The organism is Aeromonas rivipollensis, from assembly GCF_010974825.1.
Lineage (GTDB): Bacteria > Pseudomonadota > Gammaproteobacteria > Enterobacterales > Aeromonadaceae > Aeromonas > Aeromonas rivipollensis.
In genome coordinates this window covers 21321-42651 of the sequence record NZ_JAAILA010000026.1, presented here as the reverse complement: position 1 = coordinate 42651, position 21331 = coordinate 21321, and the positions used below count along the sequence as shown (strand labels likewise).

At 61.7% G+C, this 21331-nt stretch carries 19 protein-coding genes and 4 tRNA genes; 10 read left to right on the top strand and 13 right to left on the bottom strand.

What is annotated here, in order from left to right; genetic code table 11:
• Nucleotides 1-64: 64 nt before the first annotated feature.
• From G4923_RS15180 to G4923_RS15170, 3 genes are read right to left on the bottom strand one after another with little or no spacing between them, the layout of a single operon-like run.
• Nucleotides 65-1450, bottom strand: a complete 1386-nt coding sequence (locus tag G4923_RS15180; RefSeq protein WP_163137569.1) for a glycoside hydrolase family 1 protein — start codon at nucleotides 1448-1450, stop codon at nucleotides 65-67.
• A gap of 54 nt (nucleotides 1451-1504) precedes the next feature.
• A complete protein-coding gene (locus G4923_RS15175; RefSeq protein WP_163137568.1) occupies nucleotides 1505-2830 on the bottom strand; it encodes a PTS sugar transporter subunit IIC in 1326 nt (441 codons plus the stop codon).
• A gap of 40 nt (nucleotides 2831-2870) precedes the next feature.
• A complete protein-coding gene (locus G4923_RS15170; RefSeq protein ID WP_041204936.1) occupies nucleotides 2871-3176 on the bottom strand; it encodes a PTS sugar transporter subunit IIB in 306 nt (101 codons plus the stop codon).
• 263 nt (nucleotides 3177-3439) lie between these two features.
• On the opposite strand from G4923_RS15170, the gene G4923_RS15165 reads away from it, so the two are divergent.
• Nucleotides 3440-4732 (top strand): PTS sugar transporter subunit IIC, encoded by a 1293-nt coding sequence (locus G4923_RS15165; protein ID WP_163137567.1) that lies wholly within the window; start codon nucleotides 3440-3442, stop codon nucleotides 4730-4732.
• 132 nt (nucleotides 4733-4864) lie between these two features.
• On the opposite strand, the gene G4923_RS15160 is transcribed toward G4923_RS15165, so the two are convergent.
• Entirely contained in the window at nucleotides 4865-5815 is a 951-nt protein-coding gene (locus G4923_RS15160) for an AEC family transporter (RefSeq protein WP_163137566.1), read from the bottom strand.
• Between the two features lie 134 nt (nucleotides 5816-5949).
• Here G4923_RS15160 and treR point away from each other — a divergent pair, with 134 nt between their 5' ends.
• The 4 genes from treR (at nucleotide 5950) to G4923_RS15140 (ending at nucleotide 10873) form a co-directional block, all read left to right on the top strand.
• Nucleotides 5950-6897: a trehalose operon repressor TreR gene (gene treR / locus G4923_RS15155; protein ID WP_163137565.1), complete on the top strand. Its 948-nt coding sequence runs from the start codon at nucleotides 5950-5952 to the stop codon at nucleotides 6895-6897.
• A gap of 187 nt (nucleotides 6898-7084) precedes the next feature.
• The gene (gene treB, locus G4923_RS15150; RefSeq protein ID WP_005323487.1) at nucleotides 7085-8515 is read left to right on the top strand and encodes a PTS trehalose transporter subunit IIBC; all 1431 of its coding nucleotides are present in this window, start codon (nucleotides 7085-7087) and stop codon (nucleotides 8513-8515) included.
• An 82-nt stretch (nucleotides 8516-8597) separates the two neighbouring features.
• Nucleotides 8598-10262, top strand: a complete 1665-nt coding sequence (treC, locus tag G4923_RS15145; RefSeq protein WP_163137564.1) for an alpha,alpha-phosphotrehalase — start codon at nucleotides 8598-8600, stop codon at nucleotides 10260-10262.
• Nucleotides 10262-10873, top strand: a complete 612-nt coding sequence (locus G4923_RS15140) for a sugar O-acetyltransferase (RefSeq protein WP_163137563.1) — start codon at nucleotides 10262-10264, stop codon at nucleotides 10871-10873. The genes treC and G4923_RS15140 overlap by 1 nt, the downstream gene beginning before the upstream one ends.
• Before the next feature lie 126 nt (nucleotides 10874-10999).
• Here the strand turns inward: G4923_RS15140 and G4923_RS15135 are convergent, their stop codons facing one another.
• Entirely contained in the window at nucleotides 11000-11458 is a 459-nt protein-coding gene (locus tag G4923_RS15135; protein ID WP_163137562.1) for an Lrp/AsnC family transcriptional regulator, read from the bottom strand.
• Nucleotides 11459-11564: 106 nt separating this feature from the next.
• Here G4923_RS15135 and G4923_RS15130 point away from each other — a divergent pair, with 106 nt between their 5' ends.
• Nucleotides 11565-12431, top strand: a complete 867-nt coding sequence (locus tag G4923_RS15130; protein ID WP_163137561.1) for an EamA family transporter — start codon at nucleotides 11565-11567, stop codon at nucleotides 12429-12431.
• A 357-nt stretch (nucleotides 12432-12788) separates the two neighbouring features.
• Nucleotides 12789-13121: a hypothetical protein gene (locus G4923_RS15125; protein WP_163137560.1), complete on the top strand. Its 333-nt coding sequence runs from the start codon at nucleotides 12789-12791 to the stop codon at nucleotides 13119-13121.
• 125 nt (nucleotides 13122-13246) lie between these two features.
• Here G4923_RS15125 and G4923_RS15120 read toward each other — a convergent pair whose 3' ends face one another.
• The 8 genes from G4923_RS15120 to plsY all read right to left on the bottom strand — a co-directional run bounded on the left by G4923_RS15120 (nucleotide 13247) and on the right by plsY (nucleotide 18116).
• Nucleotides 13247-13846 (bottom strand): Yip1 family protein, encoded by a 600-nt coding sequence (locus G4923_RS15120; protein ID WP_106885681.1) that lies wholly within the window; start codon nucleotides 13844-13846, stop codon nucleotides 13247-13249.
• Between the two features lie 238 nt (nucleotides 13847-14084).
• Nucleotides 14085-15428: a potassium channel family protein gene (locus tag G4923_RS15115; RefSeq protein WP_111911076.1), complete on the bottom strand. Its 1344-nt coding sequence runs from the start codon at nucleotides 15426-15428 to the stop codon at nucleotides 14085-14087.
• 326 nt (nucleotides 15429-15754) lie between these two features.
• The gene (locus G4923_RS15110; RefSeq protein WP_111911078.1) at nucleotides 15755-16759 is read right to left on the bottom strand and encodes an OmpA family protein; all 1005 of its coding nucleotides are present in this window, start codon (nucleotides 16757-16759) and stop codon (nucleotides 15755-15757) included.
• Between the two features lie 282 nt (nucleotides 16760-17041).
• Nucleotides 17042-17117 (bottom strand) — tRNA-Asn (locus G4923_RS15105).
• Nucleotides 17118-17125: 8 nt separating this feature from the next.
• Nucleotides 17126-17201: transfer RNA gene (locus G4923_RS15100), tRNA-Phe, on the bottom strand.
• A gap of 3 nt (nucleotides 17202-17204) precedes the next feature.
• Nucleotides 17205-17280 (bottom strand) — tRNA-Thr (locus G4923_RS15095).
• Nucleotides 17281-17330: 50 nt separating this feature from the next.
• A tRNA-Phe gene (locus G4923_RS15090) sits at nucleotides 17331-17406 on the bottom strand.
• Between the two features lie 47 nt (nucleotides 17407-17453).
• Nucleotides 17454-18116 (bottom strand): glycerol-3-phosphate 1-O-acyltransferase PlsY, encoded by a 663-nt coding sequence (gene plsY / locus G4923_RS15085; RefSeq protein WP_159392282.1) that lies wholly within the window; start codon nucleotides 18114-18116, stop codon nucleotides 17454-17456.
• Between the two features lie 171 nt (nucleotides 18117-18287).
• Between plsY and folB the strand changes: the two genes are divergently transcribed.
• The 3 genes from folB (at nucleotide 18288) to G4923_RS15070 (ending at nucleotide 21300) form a co-directional block, all read left to right on the top strand.
• Nucleotides 18288-18659 (top strand): dihydroneopterin aldolase, encoded by a 372-nt coding sequence (gene folB, locus G4923_RS15080; protein WP_106885677.1) that lies wholly within the window; start codon nucleotides 18288-18290, stop codon nucleotides 18657-18659.
• Between the two features lie 52 nt (nucleotides 18660-18711).
• On the top strand, nucleotides 18712-19230 hold the full coding sequence (gene folK / locus G4923_RS15075; RefSeq protein ID WP_163137559.1) for a 2-amino-4-hydroxy-6-hydroxymethyldihydropteridine diphosphokinase: 519 nt from the start codon (nucleotides 18712-18714) through the stop codon (nucleotides 19228-19230).
• 297 nt (nucleotides 19231-19527) lie between these two features.
• Nucleotides 19528-21300, top strand: a complete 1773-nt coding sequence (locus G4923_RS15070) for a methyl-accepting chemotaxis protein (protein WP_163137682.1) — start codon at nucleotides 19528-19530, stop codon at nucleotides 21298-21300.
• Nucleotides 21301-21331 lie beyond the last annotated feature (31 nt).

Here is a 21331-nt window from a genome sequence, read left to right as displayed (position 1 = left end):
CTCCTTGGTGATGGGCGCCGGCCCTGGGGCTGGCGCTCTTTATAGGGGTCAAGTGACGGAATAATCAGTCGAAGCCATTCTCACGGGCGGCGGTGGCAAACCACTGGCCGCTCTTCTTGATGCGCCGGGTCTGGCTCTCCAGCTCCAGCTCGATGAAGCCGTAACGGTTCTTGTAGGCATTGCTCCAGGACCAGTTGTCGATGAAGGTCCAGAGGTGATAGCCCCGGCACTGACAGCCCTCCGACAGCCCCTTGTGCAGCCAGATGAGGTGATCCCGGATGAAGCCGATGCGGTAGTCATCCTGGATCTGGCCGTCCTCTCCCTTGAACCTGGCCTCCCCCTCCACCCCCATGCCGTTCTCGGAGATGTAGCTCGGGATGTTGCCGTAGTGGTCGCGCAGGTTGATCAGGATGTCGTAGATCCCCTGCTCGTAGATCTCCCAGCCCCGGTGCGGGTTCATCTTGCGCCCCGGCATCTCGTAGTAGTCGAAGAACCACTCCGGCATGAAGGGGCTGGCGGGATTGACCGCGTGGCTGCGTGCCTTGACCCGGCGCGGCTGGTAGTAGTTGACCCCCAGCAGGTCGATCTTGCCGGCCGCCAGCAGGGCGGCATCGCCCGGCTCGCAGGCCGGTAGCTGATCGTATTCCCGCAGCAGCTCGACCAGCTCGGCGGGGTATTCCCCCTTGACCGCCGGATCCAGGAAGCTACGGTTGAACATCAGATCCGCAATCTTGGCCGCCTTCAGATCCGCCGGGTGTTGCGAGCGCGGATAGGAAGGGGTCAGATTCAGGATGATGCCGATCTGACCATCCTGACCGAGCTCCCGGTAACGCTGCACCGCCATGGCGTGGGCCAGCATGGTGTGATAGGCCACGGTAGCGGCGCGGCGAAAGTCCACCACGTTCGGATAGTGGAAGTCGTAGAGGTAACCTCCCTCCACCGGCACGATCGGCTCGTTGAAGGTGAACCAGTGCTTCACCTTGCCCCCGAACAGCCTGAAGCTGGTCTCGGCAAACTCGGCGTAAGCCTCGATCACTTCCCGGCTTTCCCAGCCCCCCAGCGCCTGCATGCTCATGGGCATGTCGAAGTGGAACAGGCAGATGAAGGGCTCTATCCCCTCTGCCTTGAGCTCGTCGAGCATGGCGTCGTAGAAGGCGACGGCCTGTGGGTTTGGCTCCCCCCGGCCAGCCGGGATCAGCCTGGACCAGGCGATGGAGGTGCGGAAGCTGTTGTGACCAAGCTGCTTCAGCAGACGGATGTCATCGCGAAAATGCTCATAAAAACCTGAGGTCTGCGCCGGCCCTATCTGCTGATGGAAACGGTTGGGGGACTGCTCGAACCAGTGATCCCAGATGGTTGGGGCCTTGCCGCCCTGGAGGCTGGCGCCTTCCGCCTGGGCGGCGGAGGAGGCGCTGCCCCACCAGAACTGTTCAGGAAAACGGTATTGCATCTCGTGTTACTCCAAGCTTGAAAAAAGAGGCCGCCAGGCGGCCCCGGCAGGCAATCAACGGGTGGCGGCGGCCAGCTCCGGCGTTTTCGGACTCTCTTCCTGCTCTTCCTGTTTGAGCAGGGTGCGCTCATAGGCTTTCAGGAAGGGGTAATACATGGCAGCGGCGGAGCACATGCAGAGCAGGCTCAGCACCATGGGGCTGATGGCCCAGTTGGCAGCCCAGGAGGCGCCGATGGGACCAGGGGTGGTCCAGGGAGTGAGAGAGACAACCCGCTCCACCAGACCTATATCCAGGGCAAACCAGGCCAGAGTGGCGTTGATCATGGGTACCAGGATGAAAGGCAGGAAGAACACCGGATTCATCACTATGGGCGCACCGAACAGGATGGGTTCGTTGATGTTGAACAGGCCAGGCACCACACCCATCTTGCCGATGGATCTCAGGTGGGCGGCCTTGCTGCGCAGCAGCAGGAAGGCCAGCGGCAGGGTGGAGCCGACACCACCGATCAACAGGTAGTGATCCCAAAAGCCCTGCAGGAAGATGTGGGGCAGCGCCTCACCGGCCGCCATGGCGGCCTGGTTGTTGGCCAGATTGGCCATCCAGAACGGGTTCATGATGCCGGTGACAATCAGGGCACCGTGGATCCCCGCGAACCAGAGCACCTGGCATACCAGCACCGCCAGCAACATGGCAGGCAGGGAATCGGAGGCCGCCACCAGCGGTTTGACCAGTGACATGATGGCCTCCGGCAAAATCATGCCGGTGGTGCTCTCCAGGATCAGGTTGAGCGGGTGCAGGGTCAGGATGATCACCAGCACCGGGACCAGCACCTCAAAGGAGCGGGCGACCCCCGTCGGGACCTGGGGCGGCAACTTGATGGTGATGTTGTTGCGCTTGAGGAAGGCATAGACCTCGGCCGCATAGATGGCGGTGATCAGGGCAGTGAAGATCCCCTGGCCGGAGAAATACTGCATGGAGATGGCACCATCCTTGACGGGGGCCGCCACCAGCATGAAGGACATCAGGCAGAGCAGGCCTGTGGTGACGGGGTCCAGACCGTTCTGCCGCGCCAGGCTGGCACCAATTCCCACCGAGATGAACAGGGTCATCAGCCCCATGCTCAACTGGAACGGCAGCAGCAACTGGGACTGATAGGTCGACGAGAAGTCGAGCCAGGCACGGGCAAATCCCCATTGGGTCTGGGGCGAGAAGGGGGGGAAGATGAACACCAGCATGAAGCTGCCGACGATCATGAAGGGCAAGGCGGCGATGAAGCCGTCACGGATTGCCTGCACGTATTTCTGCTGTCCAATCCGGCCGGCCAGCGGGCTGACCCGGTTCTCTATGGTACTGACAAAGCGCTCGTAAAGGGTGTTCATGAAGGTTTCCTTGTGACATTCACTGGTTGGGGTCTGCGCATCAGCCGATCAGGGTGAGGGCGTGGTCGAGGACCTTGTCACCCCGTTGCATGCCGTAATCCATCATGTTGATGGTGTCGACAGGCACGCCATGAGCCGCCGCTCGCTGCTGCAGTTCGGCCTGCATGTATTTGACCTGGGGCCCCAGCAGCACCACCTGGTAGTGGGGCATCTGCAGATCGAACTCTGCCGCACCGAAGGCCTGTATCTCGGCGTCCAGTCCCCGCTTGTCCGCCTCCTCTTTCATCTTCTTGACCAGCAGGCTGGTGGACATGCCGGAAGAGCAGCACAACATGATTTTTTTCATTTCCCGATTCTCCAGACGTTCATAACGGATGGCGCATTCTGGATCGAATGGATTTACTTTGGAAACCGGTTTCCAAAGTAAATCCATTGATGTGTGAGCGGGATCGGCATTTTCCGGTTAAAGGGGTCGGGAAGTGTGAGCGAAGTAATGAAATGGCAAAATGGTTTCAGATATTACGGAAACAAAACCACAAAGCCGTCAAAATGGCGTCCAAGCCCCGTGATGACAAGGGGTATCAGGATGACAAGGAACCGAATAACGTGATGAATCTGCAATGGATGGCAATGCTGGTCGGCATGATAGAGCAGCGCATGGTACCGTTTGCCAACTGGCTGACCCGCAGTCGCCATGTGCTCTCGTTGCGCGATGGTTTTCAGCTGGCCATGCCCTTCGTCATCGTCGGCAGCCTGCTGGTCCCCATCCTCTATCCTCCCATAGCCCCCGACACGCCGCACGCCTTCGGACAGTGGCTGCACTGGCTGGCGCGGGCGCTGCATCCTTTCCTGTTTCCCGTCTACTCCCACACCCTGGGGTTGGTGGCGCTGATCATCGCCTTCGGTGCGGCGTCCAGCCTCGCCAAGGCATACGAAATGCCGGAGCGCCTGTGCGGCCTGGGGGGCTGCATGGCCTTCCTGATGCTGATCGACTTTCGCTCGCTGCAACCCGGGGTGTTTGGCTATCTGGGGGGGGCCGGGATCTTCACGGCCTTGCTGATGGCGTTCTATTCGGTGGAGGTGACCCGGCTCTTCTATCGTCGGGGCTGGTACATCCAGATGCCGGACGAGGTGCCGGTGATGACGAGGCGGGGCTTTCAGCTGATAGTGCCGCTGCTGTTCATCATGCTGTCGCTGAGCCTGCTGCGGCTCTGGTTGAAGCAGCAGTTCGGGATCAGTCTGCCGGACTTCATGGCCGCCCTGTTCCGGCCCCTGATCGTGGGGGCCGACACCCTGCCCGCCCTGCTGATCACCCTGCTGATCGCCCATCTGCTCTGGTTCATGGGGATCCACGGCGCCCTGATAGTGACCGGATTGCTGTCACCCTTCTGGATGGCCGGGGTGAGCGCCAACCAGGCCGCGCTGATGGCGGGAGAGCCCCTGCCCCATATCTTCCTGCAAGGGTTCTGGGACTACTACCTGCTGATCGGGGGGATTGGGACTACCTTGCCACTGGTGTTCATGGCCATGCGCAGTCGCTCTCACTCGATTCAGTCGGTGGGCAAGCTGGGTTTCATCCCCTCGATGTTCAACATCAATGAGCCGCTGCTGTTCGGTTTCCCCATCATCATGAATCCGCTGTTCTTCCTGCCCTTCATCGGCGTCCCCCTGATCAACGCGGTGCTCGCCTGGCAGCTGACCCAGTGGGGGTTTCTCGACAAGTTCATCGCCCTGCTGCCCTGGTCAATGCCCTCTCCTCTCGGTGCCGCCTGGGCGGCCAACGGCAGTTGGAGCAATGGCCTGATGAGCCTGGTCTGCATCCTCAACAGCTATGTGCTCTACCGCCCCTTCTTCCTGGCCCATGAAAAAATGGTGCTGGAGCAGGAGCGTGAACGCAGCTGAGACCCTGAGCTCGAACGATAGGCTGTTCAACCCCCAGGCCAGTGGTAGCGAGCGAACCCAGGGGCATGGCGGCAATGAGGCTCGCAGCCAATGTGCACCCCATGGCTGGGGTCATCACATCCCGACAGTGCCTTATCCCATCAGCCCCAGGTAGTTCATCAGGGCCGCCCCCAGGCTGGTAGTCACCAGCGAACCCAGGGTGGTGGTGGCGATGATGTTCGCCGCCAGGGCGCTGTCGCCCCCCATGGCGCGGGTCATCACATAGCTGGCGGCGGCGGTGGGGGTGGAGCTGATGAGGAAGAGGATGCCGAGGGCCTGGGGACTGAAACCGAGCGCCCAGGCCCCCAGCACCAGCAGCACCGGAATGCAGAACAGGCGGTTGGCGGTGGCCCAGCCGGTCAGTATGGCGCCGCCGCGCAGGGCCTTGAGGTTGAGGCTGGCGCCGGTACAGAGCAGCGCCAGCGGCAGCGTCATGCTGGCGAAGTAGTTGCCCGTGGTGATCACCAGCTGGGGCAGCTCTATGCCGAGCAGGCCGAACGGCAGGGCCGCCAGTATGGCGATGATGAGGGGGTTTCTGACGATCCCCTTGAGGATGGGCTTGAGCCCTTTTCCGCCCCCCAGGCTGCGGGTCAGGGTGATCACCGCGAGGATGTTGTAGAGCACAGTGATGGAGCCCACCAGCAGGGCGGCGGCCCCTATGCCCTCGGGGCCGTAGGCGTTCTGCACATAGGCCAGCCCCATGATCCCCATGTTGCCGCGAAAGCTGCCCTGCACGAAGATGCCGCGCAGACGCCGCTCGGGGATGAAGCGAGCCGCCAGCAGCTCGAGCACCAGGAAACCGGCCAAAGTGCCTAGCAGGCCGTAGAAGATGAGCCAGGGGCTCGGCATGGTGGAAAAGTCGGTGCGCACCATGCTGAGGAACAGCAAGGCCGGCAAGGTGACCTGAAACACCAGCCGGGAGGCGGACTCGACGAAACTGTCGGGCAAGAGACCGAGCCGCTTGAGCCAGATCCCGAGTACCAGTACCAGGCAGATGGGGCCAGTGATGGAGAGGGAGAAGTGCAGACTTGCCAACAGATCCATGATGCGCGTCCTGTGCAATGGCGGGGGAGTCGCCTGGGCAAATTGGCATTCTAACGCCATGGGCTTGTATTCACAGGACTTAATCACAACAATGTCTGCATCCCGGTTGTCGCCCTCCCCTGTCACGGATCCCCATGGAAAAGAAACTGACCATCCTCGATATCGCCCGCCTGAGCGGGGTCGGCAAGTCGACCGTCTCCCGGGTGCTCAATCAGGATCCCAAGGTCAACGCCCAGACCCGAGCCAGGGTCGAGGCGGTGATCGCCCAGCACGACTTCGTGCCGAGCAAGTCGGCCCGGGCCATGCGCAGCCAGAGCCAGCAGGTGATCGGCATAGTGGTGTCACGCCTCGACTCCAGCTCGGAGAACCAGGCGGTGCGCGGCATGCTGGAGACCCTCTATGCCCGCGGCTACGACGCCGTGCTGATGGAGAGCAAGTTCTCCCCCGCCAAGGTGAGCGAACACCTGGCCGTGCTGGAGCGGCGCGGGGTGGACGGCATCATTCTGTTTGCCTTCAACGATCTGGACTACGCCGCCATGGCGCCGCTCAAGGAGAAGCTGGTGCTGATGGTGCGCGAGCACCCAGGGTTCTCTTCCGTTTGTTACGATGACGAGGGGGCGGTGCGAGCCGTGCTCGAGCACCTCAGGGGGCTGGGCATAGACCAGGTGGCCTATCTGGGGGTCGAGCGCAGCGATCTCACCACTGGGCTGCGCCGTCACCAGGCTTATCTCGACTACTGCGAGGCGCTGGGTCGCACGCCCCGCAGCGCCCTCGGGGATCTCAGCCTGCACAGCGGCTACCGGCTGGCGGCCGAGCTGGTCACCCCCAGCATCCAGGCGCTGGTCTGTGCCAGCGACACCCTGGCCATAGGCGCCGCCAAATACCTGCAGGAGCAGGGGCGCACCGACATCCTGGTCAGTGGCCTCGGCAGCAACCCCATGCTCACCTTCCTGTTTGCCAACGCCCTCAACCTGGATTTCGGCTACAAGGATGCCGGCATTCTGGCCGCCAGACAGCTGCTTGACCAGATTGAAGAGGGCCAGGCCCCCAGAGCCACCATAGCCCCCTGTCAGCCCCTGTAGTCTATCTTTTCCTCTCATTATCGGCGTTTTGCACTTTTTGTGACCACCGCCACGAATTGGGAACGTTCCCATTGCTGATGTAGGCCGCTGGCTTCATGCTGATTGGGAACGATACCAATAAGCGGGCGGTCATTGGCCAGCCGGCAAAGAAACGACCATTATTCATCGAGTCACAGAGGGAAGGCTCATGTCAAAAGTCAACACACAGCATCTGGCACAGCTGATCGAACGGATCGGCGGCAAGGACAACATCACCACAGTCAGCCACTGCCTGACCCGGCTCAGGTTCGTGCTGGCCGATCCGGCCAAGGCCGATCCCAAGGCCATCGAGACCATACCGGCGGTGAAGGGCAGCTTCACCCAGGGCGGTCAGTTCCAGGTGGTGATCGGCAACGAGGTGGATCAGTGGTACAAGGCGCTCACCGAGGAGATCGGGGTGAGCGGCGCCAGCAAGGATGCCGCCAAGCAGGCGGCCCGCCACAACATGAATCCGCTGGAGCGCGGCATCTCCCACCTGGCGGAGATCTTCGTGCCCCTGCTGCCCGCCATCATCACCGGCGGCCTGATCCTGGGTTTTCGCAACGTCATCGGCGACATCAAGATGTTCGACGACGGGACCCATACCCTGGTGGAGATCAGCCAGTTCTGGGCCCAGGTCCACGCCTTCCTCTGGCTGCTGGGTGAGGCCATCTTCCACTTCCTGCCGGTGGGCGTCTGCTGGTCTGCGGTGAAGAAGATGGGGGGATCCGAGATCCTCGGCATAGTGCTGGGTATCACCCTCGTCTCGCCGCAGCTGATGAATGCCTACGGCATAGGTCAGCAAACCCCGGAAGTGTGGGACTTCGGCCTCTTCGTCATCCAGAAGGTCGGCTATCAGGCCCAGGTCATTCCGGCCCTGCTGGCGGGTGTCTTCCTGGCCTGGGTGGAAACCAGCCTCAAGCGCATCATTCCGGCCTACCTCTACCTGGTGATAGTGCCCTTCATCTCCCTGCTGCTGGCGGTGATAGTGGCCCACGCCTTCATCGGCCCCTTCGGTCGCTGGATTGGTGAGGGCGTCGGCTTTGCCGCCAAGGCCGCCATGACAGGGTCCTTTGCCCCCATAGGCGCCGCCCTGTTCGGCTTCCTCTATGCGCCCCTGGTCATCACCGGCATCCACCACACCACCAACGCGGTGGATCTGCAGCTGATGCAGAGCATGGGAGGCACCCCCATCTGGCCGCTGATCGCGCTCTCCAATATCGCCCAGGCCTCGGCGGTCGTCGGTATCATCCTTATCAGCCGCAAGGAGAACGAACGGGAGATCTCGGTCCCGGCCGCCATCTCCGCCTACCTGGGCGTGACCGAGCCGGCCATGTACGGCATCAACCTCAAGTACAAGTTCCCCATGCTGTGCGCCATGGTGGGCTCCAGCCTCGCGGCCCTCATCTGCGGCTTCAGCGGCGTGATGGCCAACGGCATCGGGGTGGGCGGCCTGCCGGGCATCCTCTCCATCCAGCCCCAGTACTGGGCCATCTACGCCGTCGCCATGCTGGTGGCCATAGTGGTGCCCGTGGTGCTGACCCTGCTGGTCTACAAACGCCAGCAGGCGGCCGGCAAGCTGGATCTGGCCACCGCCTGATCCCCAAGACATCGGCGGAGCCCAGGCTCCGCCCTTTTTATTGGCCTGTTCAACCCAGTTTCAACCAATGAGCGATCCAACCATGACACAGACCCCCTGGTGGCAAAGCGCCGTGATTTACCAGATCTACCCCAAGAGCTTTCAGGATTCCGCCGCCCGCGGCACCGGCGATCTCAAGGGGATCATGGCCCGCCTCGACTACCTCAAGACCCTAGGCGTCGATGCCCTCTGGCTGACCCCGGTCTACGTCTCCCCCCAGGTGGACAACGGCTACGACATCGCCGACTACCTGGCCATAGACCCGGCCTACGGCACCATGAGCGATTTCGAGGCGCTGCTGGCGGCCGCCCACGAGCGCGACATCCGCATCGTGATGGACATAGTGGTCAACCACACCTCCACCGAGCACGCCTGGTTCAAGTCGGCGCTGGGGGACAAGAACAGCCCCTACCGCGACTACTACATCTGGAAAGATCCGGTGGAAGGCGGCGTGCCCAACAACTGGCAGTCCAAATTTGGCGGCAGCGCCTGGGAGCTGGACCCGGCCACCGGCCAGTACTATCTGCACCTGTTCGCCCGCGAGCAGGCGGACCTCAACTGGGAAAACCCGGCGGTGCGCGCCGAGGTCAAAAAGATCATCCACTTCTGGGCGAAGAAGGGGGTCGACGGTTTCCGTCTCGACGTCATCAACCTCATCTCCAAGGATCAGCGCTTCCCGAGCGACGAGGCGGGGGATGGCCGCCGCTTCTACACCGACGGGCCACGCATCCACGAATTTCTGCAGGATGTGAGCCGCGACGTCTTCGCTCCCGTGGGGGCCATGACGGTGGGGGAGATGTCCTCCACCAGCCTGGAACACTGCCAGCGCTATGGTGCCCTTGATGGCTCAGAGCTCTCCATGGTGTTCAACTTCCACCACCTCAAGGTGGATTACCCCAATGGCGACAAGTGGACCAAGGCGCCGTTCGATTTCCTCGAACTCAAGCGCATCTTCAACCACTGGCAGAGCGGCATGCACGGCAAGGGGTGGTCGGCACTCTTCTGGTGCAACCACGACCAGCCGCGCATCGTCTCCCGCTTCGGCAACGAGGGCGAACATAGGGTTGTCGCCGCCAAGATGCTGGCCAGCACCTTGCACGGGTTGCAGGGCACCCCCTACATCTATCAGGGGGAGGAGATTGGCATGACCAATCCCGGCTATCAGTGCATCGACGACTATCAGGATGTGGAGAGCCGCAACATCTTCGCCATCAAGCAAGCCGAAGGGATGGAGGATGCCGAGATCCTGGCCATTCTCGGCGCCAAGTCCCGGGACAACTCCCGCACCCCCATGCAGTGGAGCGCCGCCCCCAACGCAGGCTTCACGAACGGGATGCCCTGGCTGAAACCCGCCGCCAATTACCCCGAGATCAACGCCGAGGCGGCGCTGGCCGACCAGAACTCGGTGTTCTGGCACTACCGGGATCTGATCCGGCTGCGCAAGGATCATCCCATCTTCACCCAGGGGGATTATCAGGAGCTGCTGGCGGGGCACCCGCAGATCTGGGCCTATAGCCGCAGCGCCGGCGGTCAGACCCTGCTGGTGGTGAGCAACTTCTACGGCAGGTCTGTGACTTTCGAGCTGCCCGCCGAGCTGGCCGGTGACGAGGGTCGCCTGCTGCTTGGCAACTACCCCGATAGCCCGGCCCAGCCGCAATCCTGCGAGCTGCGTCCTTATGAATCCCTGATCTGGCTGATGGAGCAATGATGACTAAGACAATCACAGCGCCGCGGGCAGCCGAGCGCTGCCCCGAATGGCAGAAGATGGTGGCGGGAGAGCCCTATGATGCGGGCCACCCCGAGCTGAAGGCGGCACGCGAGCGCTGCCGCAGCCTCTATCACAGCTTCAACACCAACTGGCAGGAGAAGCCGGAGCGGGATGCCCTGCTCCATGATCTGCTCGGCGGCCGAGGCGATCTGTGCGCCATCAACCCGCCATTCTTCTGCGACTATGGCGCCAACATCTTCGTGGGGGAGAACTTCTACGCCAACGTCAACTGCACCATCCTCGACGTGTGCGAGGTGCACATTGGTGACAACGTGCTGCTGGCCCCCGGGGTGCAGATCTACACAGCCGCCCATCCGGTGGCGGTAGCGCCCCGGGTGGCGGGGGTCGAGTTCGGCAAGCCGGTGCGCATCGGCAACAACGTCTGGATAGGGGGCAGCACCGTCATCTGCCCGGGTGTCACCATAGGGGACAACAGCGTCATAGGGGCGGGATCCGTGGTCACCAGGGATATTCCGGCGGGGGTGGTCGCGGTCGGCAACCCTTGTCGGGTGTTGCGCCCCATGACGGCGCAGGAGCTGGCGGAGATCTGACACGACCGGGGCAGCTAATACTGCCCCGGCTTGTACTCGGCCCTGTGGCCAAGACCTGCAAACCACTCTTGTTCACGACAGCCTGCCAATGGTGTGCAGGCACGACCCCGCAACGAATTCCCCACCTCAGGCTGGCAACAAGGCCCCGCAGCGCTTGTGCTGCCCCATGACCACCAGGGTCTTGAAGCTGCGCACCTGCTCCCTGGCATGCAGCACCCGCCGGGTGAACTGCTCGTAGCTCTGCATGTCCCGCGCGGCCACCTGCAGCACGAAGTCCTGCTCACCCGTCACATACCAGAGGTCCATGACCTCAGGCTCCCCCTTCAGGCAGGCAATCATCTCATCGACGATACGGCCATGATCCCGCTCCAGGGTGACGAGCACCAGCATGGTGATGGGCCAGCCCATGGTCGCCGGTGCCACCAGCGCCACCTCCCGCTCTATAAGTCCCGCCTCCCGCAGCGCCCGGACACGGCGGTAACAGGCGGGCGCCGAGAGGCCGACCCTGTGGGCCAGCTCTGGAATGGGCAGACGGGCATCCTGCTGCAGCTCGGCCAGGATGAGCAGATCGAACTTGTCGGTCATGGGGGATAAGGAGATAAAAATTATCGAGTGGGGCCAGTTTTAGACCGAAATTACGGCTATCGCCAGATATATTTTACTTCCCCCTCCCTGCTCAGGTTTGAACAAGATGCCACCGACCACCACAGCCCTCTCCTCCCTGCTGGCGGTCATGCTCGCCATGCTGTCGATCACCCTCGGCGCCTCCCTGGCCAAGTCGCTGTTTCCCTTGATCGGAGCCGCCGGCACCACCTTGTTCCGGCTGGGATGTGCCGCCCTCCTCCTCTCCCTGGTGTTTAGAGTCTGGCGAGCGCCACTCGACAGACGCACCCTGCTGGGGGCCATCCCTTACGGACTCTCGCTGGGAGCCATGAACCTGCTCTTCTATCTGGCCATAGAGCGCATTCCCCTCGGCGTGGCGCTGGCCATCGAGTTCATAGGTCCACTGACGGTGGCGCTGCTCAGCTCCCGCCACCGGGAAGACTTCATCTGGCTGGCGCTGGCCATCGTCGGTCTGCTGTTGCTGCTGCCGCTGCGGGCCGCCGAACAGGCCATAGATCCCCTGGGGGCCGCACTGGCCCTCGGTGCCGGCGTGTTCTGGGGGCTCTATATGCTGACCGGCAAGCGGGCCGGTGCCTTGCTGGGGGCGCAAGCCCCGGCCCTTGGCATGTGGGTGGGAACCCTGCTGGTACTGCCCTTCGGCCTCGGCGGGGCGAGCGAGGCCAGCTTCACCCTCCCCCTGGTGCTGACCATAGCGGGGGTGGGGCTGCTCTCGAGTGCCATCCCCTACTCCCTCGAGATGTTTGCCCTGCGCCGGTTGCCGCTCAAGAGCTACGGCATACTGACCAGCGGCGAACCCGCCATGGGCGCCCTGATGGGGTTGCTGTTGCTGGGAGAGCAACTGCCCCCGTCCCAGTGGCTGGGAATAGCCGCCATCATAACCGCTTCGATGGGCACCACCTGGCATGGGGGACGACGGCGCGCCGACCCGGCGTGATCCCCTCAACTGAGACGGCGGCCGGCCTCATTGCGGCAACAGTTCTGCTGGCCGCTGGCGGGTGCAGTTCCGACGCTGGCGGTCCGGGATGGCGACCCTTCACATTTTGTTCATATTTTTTGAATATCTAGACCAGTTTATCTCGCTAACAACCAAGCGATGACCTGTTTACCATGCATTCATCGCTTAGGCAGGATCGCCAAGCGGCCAAATAACAAGTTGTTCCAGGCTGGGATACCCAAAACAGGGTGTCTGATGTCAGTAAAAGAACTACATAGTATTTGAATAACCTCTTGCAAGGATGCATTGATGCGGGCCTCTCCGGCCTTGCCAATGACATAAAAATCAAGAGAGTGAATGAACATGAAAAACCTAATCAAGATGCTGGCCGTCGCAGGCCTGATGACTGCCGGTGTTGCCCAGGCTTCGGTTCCTGCCGATTTCAATGCCGCCCCTGGCGTATTGTTCGTGAACTGGCACGCCAGCGCGACCATGGTTGGCAAGGCCAACCCCATGCTGGAAGTACGCGACGAGTCTGGTGATCTCGTGGCCTCAGTCCACGCCAACCTGATGGGCACTCAGCAGGTGCAGATCCCGAGCCGCGCCCAGGGCAACCTGACAGTGAGCCTGGGGGACCAGAGCAGCGACTACCGAATCCCCTTTGGCATCGGCAGCGGCAACCCGCGCTGATCCCGGCCTCGCGACCAACGCTTTCACTCCGTCCGGTTGCCACAACCCGGCCAGAAAGCGTGAGTGAGCCCCATGACAAAGGCGCCATAGAGGCGCCCTTGTCGTTTCTGCAGGTTCGTCAGCGGCTAATGGGTAAACACGGGGCCAAAGCCGGATCCCCAAAGAATGGCCGTGGCTGCCAGCACGCAGACCAGCAGCACCAGACCGACGGTGACCACAGAGCTGGCGTAGATGAACCCCTGCTCCTTGGGGATGTGCATCAGAATAGGCACCCCCACATAGAGCAGGTACACCGAGTAGCTGAGCCCGATGAGTCCGATGATCATCATGAACCAGAGGTGCGGGAAGAACGCGGAGAAACCGACCATGAACAGCGGCGTGGAGGTGTAGGCCGCGAGCTCTAGCGACGTCGTGTAGCTGGGATCCGAACCGAAGGTATGGCCCATCCAGTGCACCAGATAGGAGAGCGCGAGAACGCCGATGATGAGCGTCACGTACATGGCGATCGACAGCATGAGGGCGCTGTTCGCGGTCAGGGTGATTGGCTCACCGACGCCAATGCTCCAACCTATGTGCACGGCGGAATAATAGGCACAGATGGGCGGGATAAGGGCCACGATCAGGATATGAGTCAGACTGTTTCGGAAACTGTCATGTCTCTCGTCTATGGTATGCCATTCGGTGTGAGGATGCGCATACAATCCCCATAAGTGATTCAATATCATAGCGTTATTCCTTCTCTGCTTCGATTGTGGACTGGTCGATACCGCTCTCGCTCCCTTGTTTTTTTCTCGTGCAACATTCGGTGCGCCATCCATAGCAAGCGCGACCCATGACTCTAAATAAAGTCGCTCCACTGCCGGTGCGTCAAGGAAGAACGCCATCCCCGCCGTGCTGGCGGGTTCTGGCGGTTGGCCAGTCCCTGGCGGCGGGGCAAGTGGTGCACCGCCGCCAGCGCTATCGTCAATACTGCTTGGTCTTTGAAGCAAAGCCGGCGAGGAAGAGGCCGGTCAGAAACATGCCGCAGAACGCCTCTATGGCCGACAACAACTGGAGGGGAGAGGAAGTCTGGGAGATATCGCCGTAACCCAGGGTCACGAAGGTCACTATGCTGAAGTAGAGGGAACGCCCCAGGTGGCCATGGGTCACGGACTCAGGCGCCAGGAAGTAGGTCAGGGTCGCCAGCAATATGACCCCCATCGACATCAGCAGACTTCTTATCGGCCGCTCGCCAAATCCCCAGGTAATGAAGCTGACAAACTTGCTGGCGCACTTGAGGTAGCACAGCAGGGAGAGCCACCCCTTCGTCATCAGGCCGCTGCGCAGCCAGCGCTCCCTGAACAGCTCCCTCGGGCTTGCCAGGGATTTCATCTCGTGCAGCTTCTCCTTGTAATAGCATTCACCGGCATCGACGGTGTCCCCCACGCTGGAGAAGATGCGCTTGGCATTGCGGTACAGCTTGCTGGCCTCGTTGTGATCGATCCGGCCATTCTCGTTGTAGACCACCTGCACCTTGTCCAGATTGGTGTGCTCCATGGTGGCATCGAAGTTCTTGGCACTGACGTTGAAGTTTTTCAGCACGGCCCGGGAGGAGTGAAAGCGGATCTCCTCGCACTCTATGGTGAAGTCCTGAAACACCCCGTCCTCCAGCGCCAGCTCCCGCTTCTTGGCCCAGGCCCTGTGATCCCACAGCAGGGAATCGAACAGATCGAGCCCGATCACCCCGCCATTGACCCTCACCCCCTTGGCCGAGCAGTGCCACAGATAGACCTTGGAGTTGTTGACGGCGCCATCCAGCGAGAGCTCGTCGAGGCAGGTGAAGTCTAGCAGACGGCCGGAGATGATGGGGCTCTTGAGCTCGACGCCACCGATGTTGAGCAGCCGATGCTTGCCCAGCACCTGGGCCTCCCCCTTGTTGTTCTCGGAGACGGAGAGCAGGCTCTGCACCCGCTTCACCTCGGCTTTGCCATGCCTGGCGGCCAGCCACATGGCATAGGGCTCGAAGCGCGTCTCGGAGCGGACGAGGCCGCTCTTGCGCAGGGACTCCAGCGCGCTCGAGGCGGTCTCATAGAGCCTTATCTTGTCGTCGCTCATGTAGACGCAGAGGCTGAGCACGGATCGCGAGCTGATGAAGCGGGCTATGCCGATCTGGAAGATGACGCTTTTCTCTATTTTCTGCTCTGTCATCCAGTCGTCGAAATGGGGCAGCGAGGCCACCAGCAACTCCCAGATCAATGGATAGTCATTCTCCCGTCGCCACTCGTTGAATTGTTCGGGAGAAAGCTGCCACAGCTCAGTCGCATTCATAGATTACCTCGATCATGGATTTGTCCCTCCCAGGAGTGCCGAGGGAGAGGATCAGAAGCCTGCACGCCCAAAGAGAGCGGCCAGTTCGCAGGAAAACGGGGGCACAGGCCGGTCACGCCATCATACTAGCCGAGAGGATGGCTGTAACTCACTGACAGGGAAGGTATAAGGGGCGGGGTGCGACAAGTTGTCGCGGGACTGAAGAGGAATCAGGCGCCAGGATCGCCGTGCCAGGCGGCCTCGCCCATCCGGGAAGCGAGAGGCTTGGACAAGCAAAAGGGGATGCCATGGCATCCCCTCTTCACATCAGCTGAGCTGACGTCAGCTTATTGCTGTACTTCCTGCACGCCGGAGACGCGGACTTCGACACGGCGATCTGGTGCCAGGCAGGAGATCAGCTCGTTCTTGCCCTTGACGCCGTCACACTGGGTGCCGGTGACAGGGTCGGCTTCACCGCGGCCCTCGATGGCGATCTTGCTGGTGGCCAGCCCCTGGCTCACCAGGAAGTCGGCCACGGTACGGGCACGGGCTTCGGAGAGCTGCTGGTTCTGGGCATCGGAACCTATACGGTCGGTGTAACCAACGACGATGGCGCTGCCATCCTTCGGCTGGAATTCAACGATCTGCTGGTACAGACCGCTCAGGGCTTCCACCCCTTCCGGCTTCAGATCTGCCTTGCCAAAGGCAAACAGCACGTCGGAGTTCAGGGAAAAGTTCTTCTCGACAACCACAGGGGCCGCTTCTGCTACTACAGGAGCAGCTACAGGCTCAACGTAGGAGGTGCGGAACGGGTGATATACGGCTTCCAGCGTCGCTACGCTCTGGTTGGATTTGTACTGCTCACCGGTGGAGGTGGTCAGATCGGCCACGTCCCACATGTAGCGGTAGCGCGCCTGCAGATCCAGGGCATCGTTCAGCTTGTAGGTCAGACCGACGCCGGCCAGCGGAGAGACGCGGGTGTCGCTGTTGTCCAGGCCGTCGGTATGAGCCCAGTAGGCACCCGCTTCACCGAACAGGGAGAAATCTTCGCCAAGGGGCAGACGGGCGATACCGGACAGGGTCGCGCCCTGGTTCTCGTAACGCTCACCATCGGCACTACCACGGCCAGCGTACTGGTAACCCAGTTCGGCACCGAAGGTCTCGTTGAAGTTGTAACCCATGAAGAGGTTGGTCGCGGCGGCATCTTCAGTGCCGGTTTCGACGGCAGCGTTGTTCAGGCCGTTGAAGTGAGCGGCACCGACACCGGCACCAAAGTAGATGTCGTCGGTAGCGTGAGCGGCTGTGGTTGCCAATGCCAGTGCAATCCAGACAGGGGTCAGTCTTAAGTTCATTTATAGCCTCATCAATACTAAATGGCGGGCGTTAGGCCCTTGTTATATGTGGTCTCCATTTTATAGGTGAAATCATGTACAGGACCTTAAGCGCAGGCTATTTACCGCCCATTTTACTGCTTGTTTTTCATGCACTTCTCGGCTTTCAGCAGAAAAACGTTTTCACTCGATAGCGGGTCTTCCATGCCCTGAAATGCGGGTGCCGGCGGCTGCCTGAGGAGCCATGGGATTATCGAGCACATAAAAAAAGACCCTTGTCTTGCGACAAGGGTCTTTTTGAAATGGCTCCTCCTACTGGACTTGAACCAGTGACATACGGATTAACAGTCCGCCGTTCTACCGACTGAACTAAGGAGGAATTGTAAGTGGTGCCCAGAGACGGAATCGAACCGCCGACACGGGGATTTTCAATCCCCTGCTCTACCGACTGAGCTATCTGGGCAAATGGTGCCGGCTACCGGAATCGAACTGGTGACCTACTGATTACAAGTCAGTTGCTCTACCTACTGAGCTAAGCCGGCACACTTAAACTATTGTGCATGAACAAATTTTTCTTTCATGGCACCAAAATTGGTGCCCAGAGACGGAATCGAACCGCCGACACGGGGATTTTCAATCCCCTGCTCTACCGACTGAGCTATCTGGGCGTGGGCGCTATTAAACGGATTTTAAGGCGGGTGGTCAACGGGAAATTTCACTTTTCGTCTCGTTCGTCTCTTTTTTGCGCAGCGTCACTCGTTTTAATCACTTCTGTGGGAGAAGCCGCGCCTCGGCGGCCCCAGAGTCGAGATTCCTCACCCCTGAGCAGGCGGGTGATGTTCTCGTGATGGCGCACCAGGATGAGGCAGGAGAGCAGGGAGACCGGCAGGGTATATTCCGGTTTGAGCAGGTAGGTAAAGAGCGGGGTCAGCAGCACTGTAATGATGGAAGCCAGCGACGAGTAGCCGCTCACCAGCAGTACCAGCAGCCAGGTGGCGATCGCCGCCCCCCCCATGGCAAAGCCGATGGGCAGCATGGTGCCGAGCGCAGTGGCGACTCCCTTGCCCCCCCGGAAGTGGAAGAAGATGGGGTACATGTGGCCCAGACAGGCAGCGACGCCGATGAACCCCAGGTAGACGGGCTTGATCTGCAGATACCAGGCGAGGTAGACGGGAGCCATGCCCTTGAGCACGTCGAGCAACAGGACGATGAGCGCCGCCATCCGGCCACCGAGGCGCAGCACATTGGTCGCCCCCGGGTTGTGGGAACCATGGTCGCGGGGATCCGGCAGACCCGTGAGGCGGGAAACCAGCACGGCGCTGGACAGCGAGCCGCCCAGATAGGCCAGAATAATCATCAAAATCGTCAGGGCCGTCATCTTGGTCGTTTTTACCACGATATGAATGGGGTATGATGCGGGCCACATTCTCTGGTCTGGGCTTGCCCGAAAGCCTGTCGCCCAAACTGGCCGCCAGCGGCAATCGGCTTGCCAGGCCTGCATCCCTGCGCTGTTTTCACAGCCCATCAAGAGTAAAGAAGAAGTACTGTCATGGACAAGGTGTTTATTCGCGGACTCGAGGTTTTGACCACCATAGGGGTATATGAGTGGGAGAAAGGCATTCGCCAGAAGCTCTGTTTCGATCTCGAGATGGGATTCGACAACCGACCCGCCGCCGCAACCGACGATATCAATCTGGCACTGGATTACGCCACCCTCTCCCGCAAGATCTGTGATCACGCCCAGAGCAAGGTCGTCGAGCTGGTCGAAACCATGGCCGAGCAGGTGGCCGCCCTGGTGCTGGCCGACGAGCGGGTGCAGTGGGTCAAGGTCACCCTGACCAAGCCGGGTGCCGTGCCCAATGCCGCCGGCGTCGGGGTCGAGATCCTGCGCCACCGGACCCCGGCCGCGAGCGCCTGCTGATGACCCGCATCTATATCAGCCTGGGATCGAACCAGATAACAGGGAGCGCTGCATGACCCCTATCTACATCAGCCTGGGTTCCAATATCGAGCGGGAGCACCACATCCGGGCCGGCCTCGATGCCCTGCATGCCGAGTTTGGCGAGTTGCAGGTTTCCCGGGTGTTCGAGAGCGAGGCGGTAGGCTTCAACGGCCGCCCCTTCTATAACCTGGTAGTCGGCGCCGACACAAACCTGCCGCTGGCGACCCTGTGCCAGCGGCTGCGGGCCATGGAGTTCGCCCACGGCCGCGAGCCGGATGCCAAGAAGTTTGCCCCCCGCACCCTGGATCTCGATCTGCTGCTCTATGGGGATCTGGTCTGCGACGAGCCTCTGGTACTGCCCCGTGGCGAGATCCTCACCAACGCCTTCGTGCTCTGGCCGCTGGCGGAGCTGGCCCCCGGCCTGCGCCATCCCACCGATGGCCGCCCCCTGGGCGAGCTGTGGCAAGGCTATGACAAGTCCTCCCAGCGCCTCGACCCCATCCCCTTCCACTGGACGCCGAGCGGCATCCTGGCCGATATCCAGGCCTGATCCACGCCAGCATGGGCGCCCGGGCGGTTTCCTCCGCCCGGGCGCCCTCGCCCTCCCTCACTAGCTCCGCCTCAGGTCAGGGGCGACGCCAGACTATTTCGCTACATGACAGTGGGATGACAGAACCCATCGAATCCCAAACGCGAAACCGGCGGAATAAAATGCTAAAGCCACCTTCAGAATATATCTTCAGCGCCGATACGCTAGCCAACTCCTTTGCCCCTTGAGGTCGTCGTGAACGTCAAACAGAAACTTGTGTTATCCGCCATCCTGGTGGCCGGGATCCAGGCCGTCGTCATGGGGGTCATGTTTTACTTCTCCGGGCAGGAGTCGCGCAGCAACGCCGAAATGCTGCAGGCCAAGCAGGTGGAGGCCGACCTCGTCGCCCTCACCCTGCAGGAGAGAGAGTTTCTGTTGAGCCGGAACCCCGCCGCCGCCACCGCCTTCACCACCCAGAGTGACCAGGCCAGCCGCCTGCTCGCCGAGATGGCAAGAGACCATGGGGGCACGCAGCAGGCCGACATTCTGGGCTTTGCCAGCCAGCTCAAGGAGTACAGCCGCCAGTTCGAGACCCTGCGCGCCCAACAGGAGAAGATAGGGCTCACCCCCACCAGCGGCCATTACGGCGCCCTGCGTCAGGCCATCCACGCACTGGAGCAGGAGCTCAAGGCCCGGGGCCAGCAGCAGGAGAGCCTGCTGATGCTGCAACTGCGCCGGGACGAGAAGGACTTCATGCTGCGCCGCGACATCAGCTATCGTGCCAAGTTCGAACAGAACCTGGCCCCCCTGGCCGAGGCGCTCGCCGGTGAACCGGCCCTCGCCGCCCTGCTGGAACGCTACCGCCAGAACTTCCTCGCCCTGGTCACAGAAGAGCAACGCCTGGGTCTGAGTGCCAGCGAGGGGCTGAGGGGCGAGCTAAATCGCAGCGCCGAACAGATGCGCCAGGCGGGCATGACCCTGACCCAGGCCCTGACCCGGGAAGCCGACGCTACCCATGAACGCACCCTCAGGGTCATGGTACTGCTCTGCCTCCTCGGCATACTGGCCGCCCTCGGCCTCAACCTGCTGATCGGTCGCGACGTCATGACCGGCCTGCAACGGCTGGCGGACACCATGCGTCGGGTCACAGCCAGCAGCGATCTGACCCTGCGCGCCCGCATCGGCTCCAGGGACGAATTTGGCGCCATGGGCCGCGACTTCGACACCATGCTGGAGCACTTCAACCAGGTCATAGGCCAGGTCGTCTCCTCGGTCACGGATCTGGAACGCCTCACAGCCCAGTTGCAGCGCAACGCCAACGCCGCTCAGGAGGGTACCCAGCAGCAGTTGCAGGAGAGCGATCTGGTTGCCACCGCCGCCACAGAGATGGAGAGCACTGTGCAGGAGATCGCCAGCAACACGGAAAGCGCCGCCGAGAGCGCCCGTACCACCAACCTGAGCGCCCAGCAGGGCCGGGAGAGCGTGGAGACCACGATGGCGGTGATCCACTCCCTCTCCGCCAAGCTGGAGGCCTCGGGCAAGGAGGTGATCGCCCTGGCCGAGGAGAGCCGTCAGGTGGGCAATGTGCTGGAAGTGATCCAGGCCATCGCCGAGCAGACCAACCTGCTGGCCCTCAACGCGGCCATCGAGGCCGCCAGAGCCGGCGAGCAGGGACGAGGTTTCGCCGTGGTCGCCGACGAGGTGCGCAACCTGGCCATGCGCACCCAGCAGAGCACCAGCGAGATTGCCGCCATAGTCTCCGGCTTGCAGGCCCGTACCCAGAGCGTGGTCACCCTGATCGGCGAGTGTCGCACCCAGGGGGAGCGCAGCGTCGAAGCCGCCGGAGAGGCAAGCACCCAGCTCGCCAACATCACCCGTCAGATGGACCAGATGATGGACATGAGCACCCAGATAGCCACGGCGGTCGAAGAGCAGAGCTCGGTGGCGAGCGAGATCAATCGCAATGCCGTGGTGATCCGCGACATCGCCAACGACGCCCTGACCCAGGCCGAACAGAACAGCCGCGCCAGCCAGAACGTGGCCGAGCAGGCGAGCCTGCTCCACCGGGCTGTCGATCAGTTCAGGGTCTGATCCCCCAATGAGAGAGGGCGGCCAGGGCCGC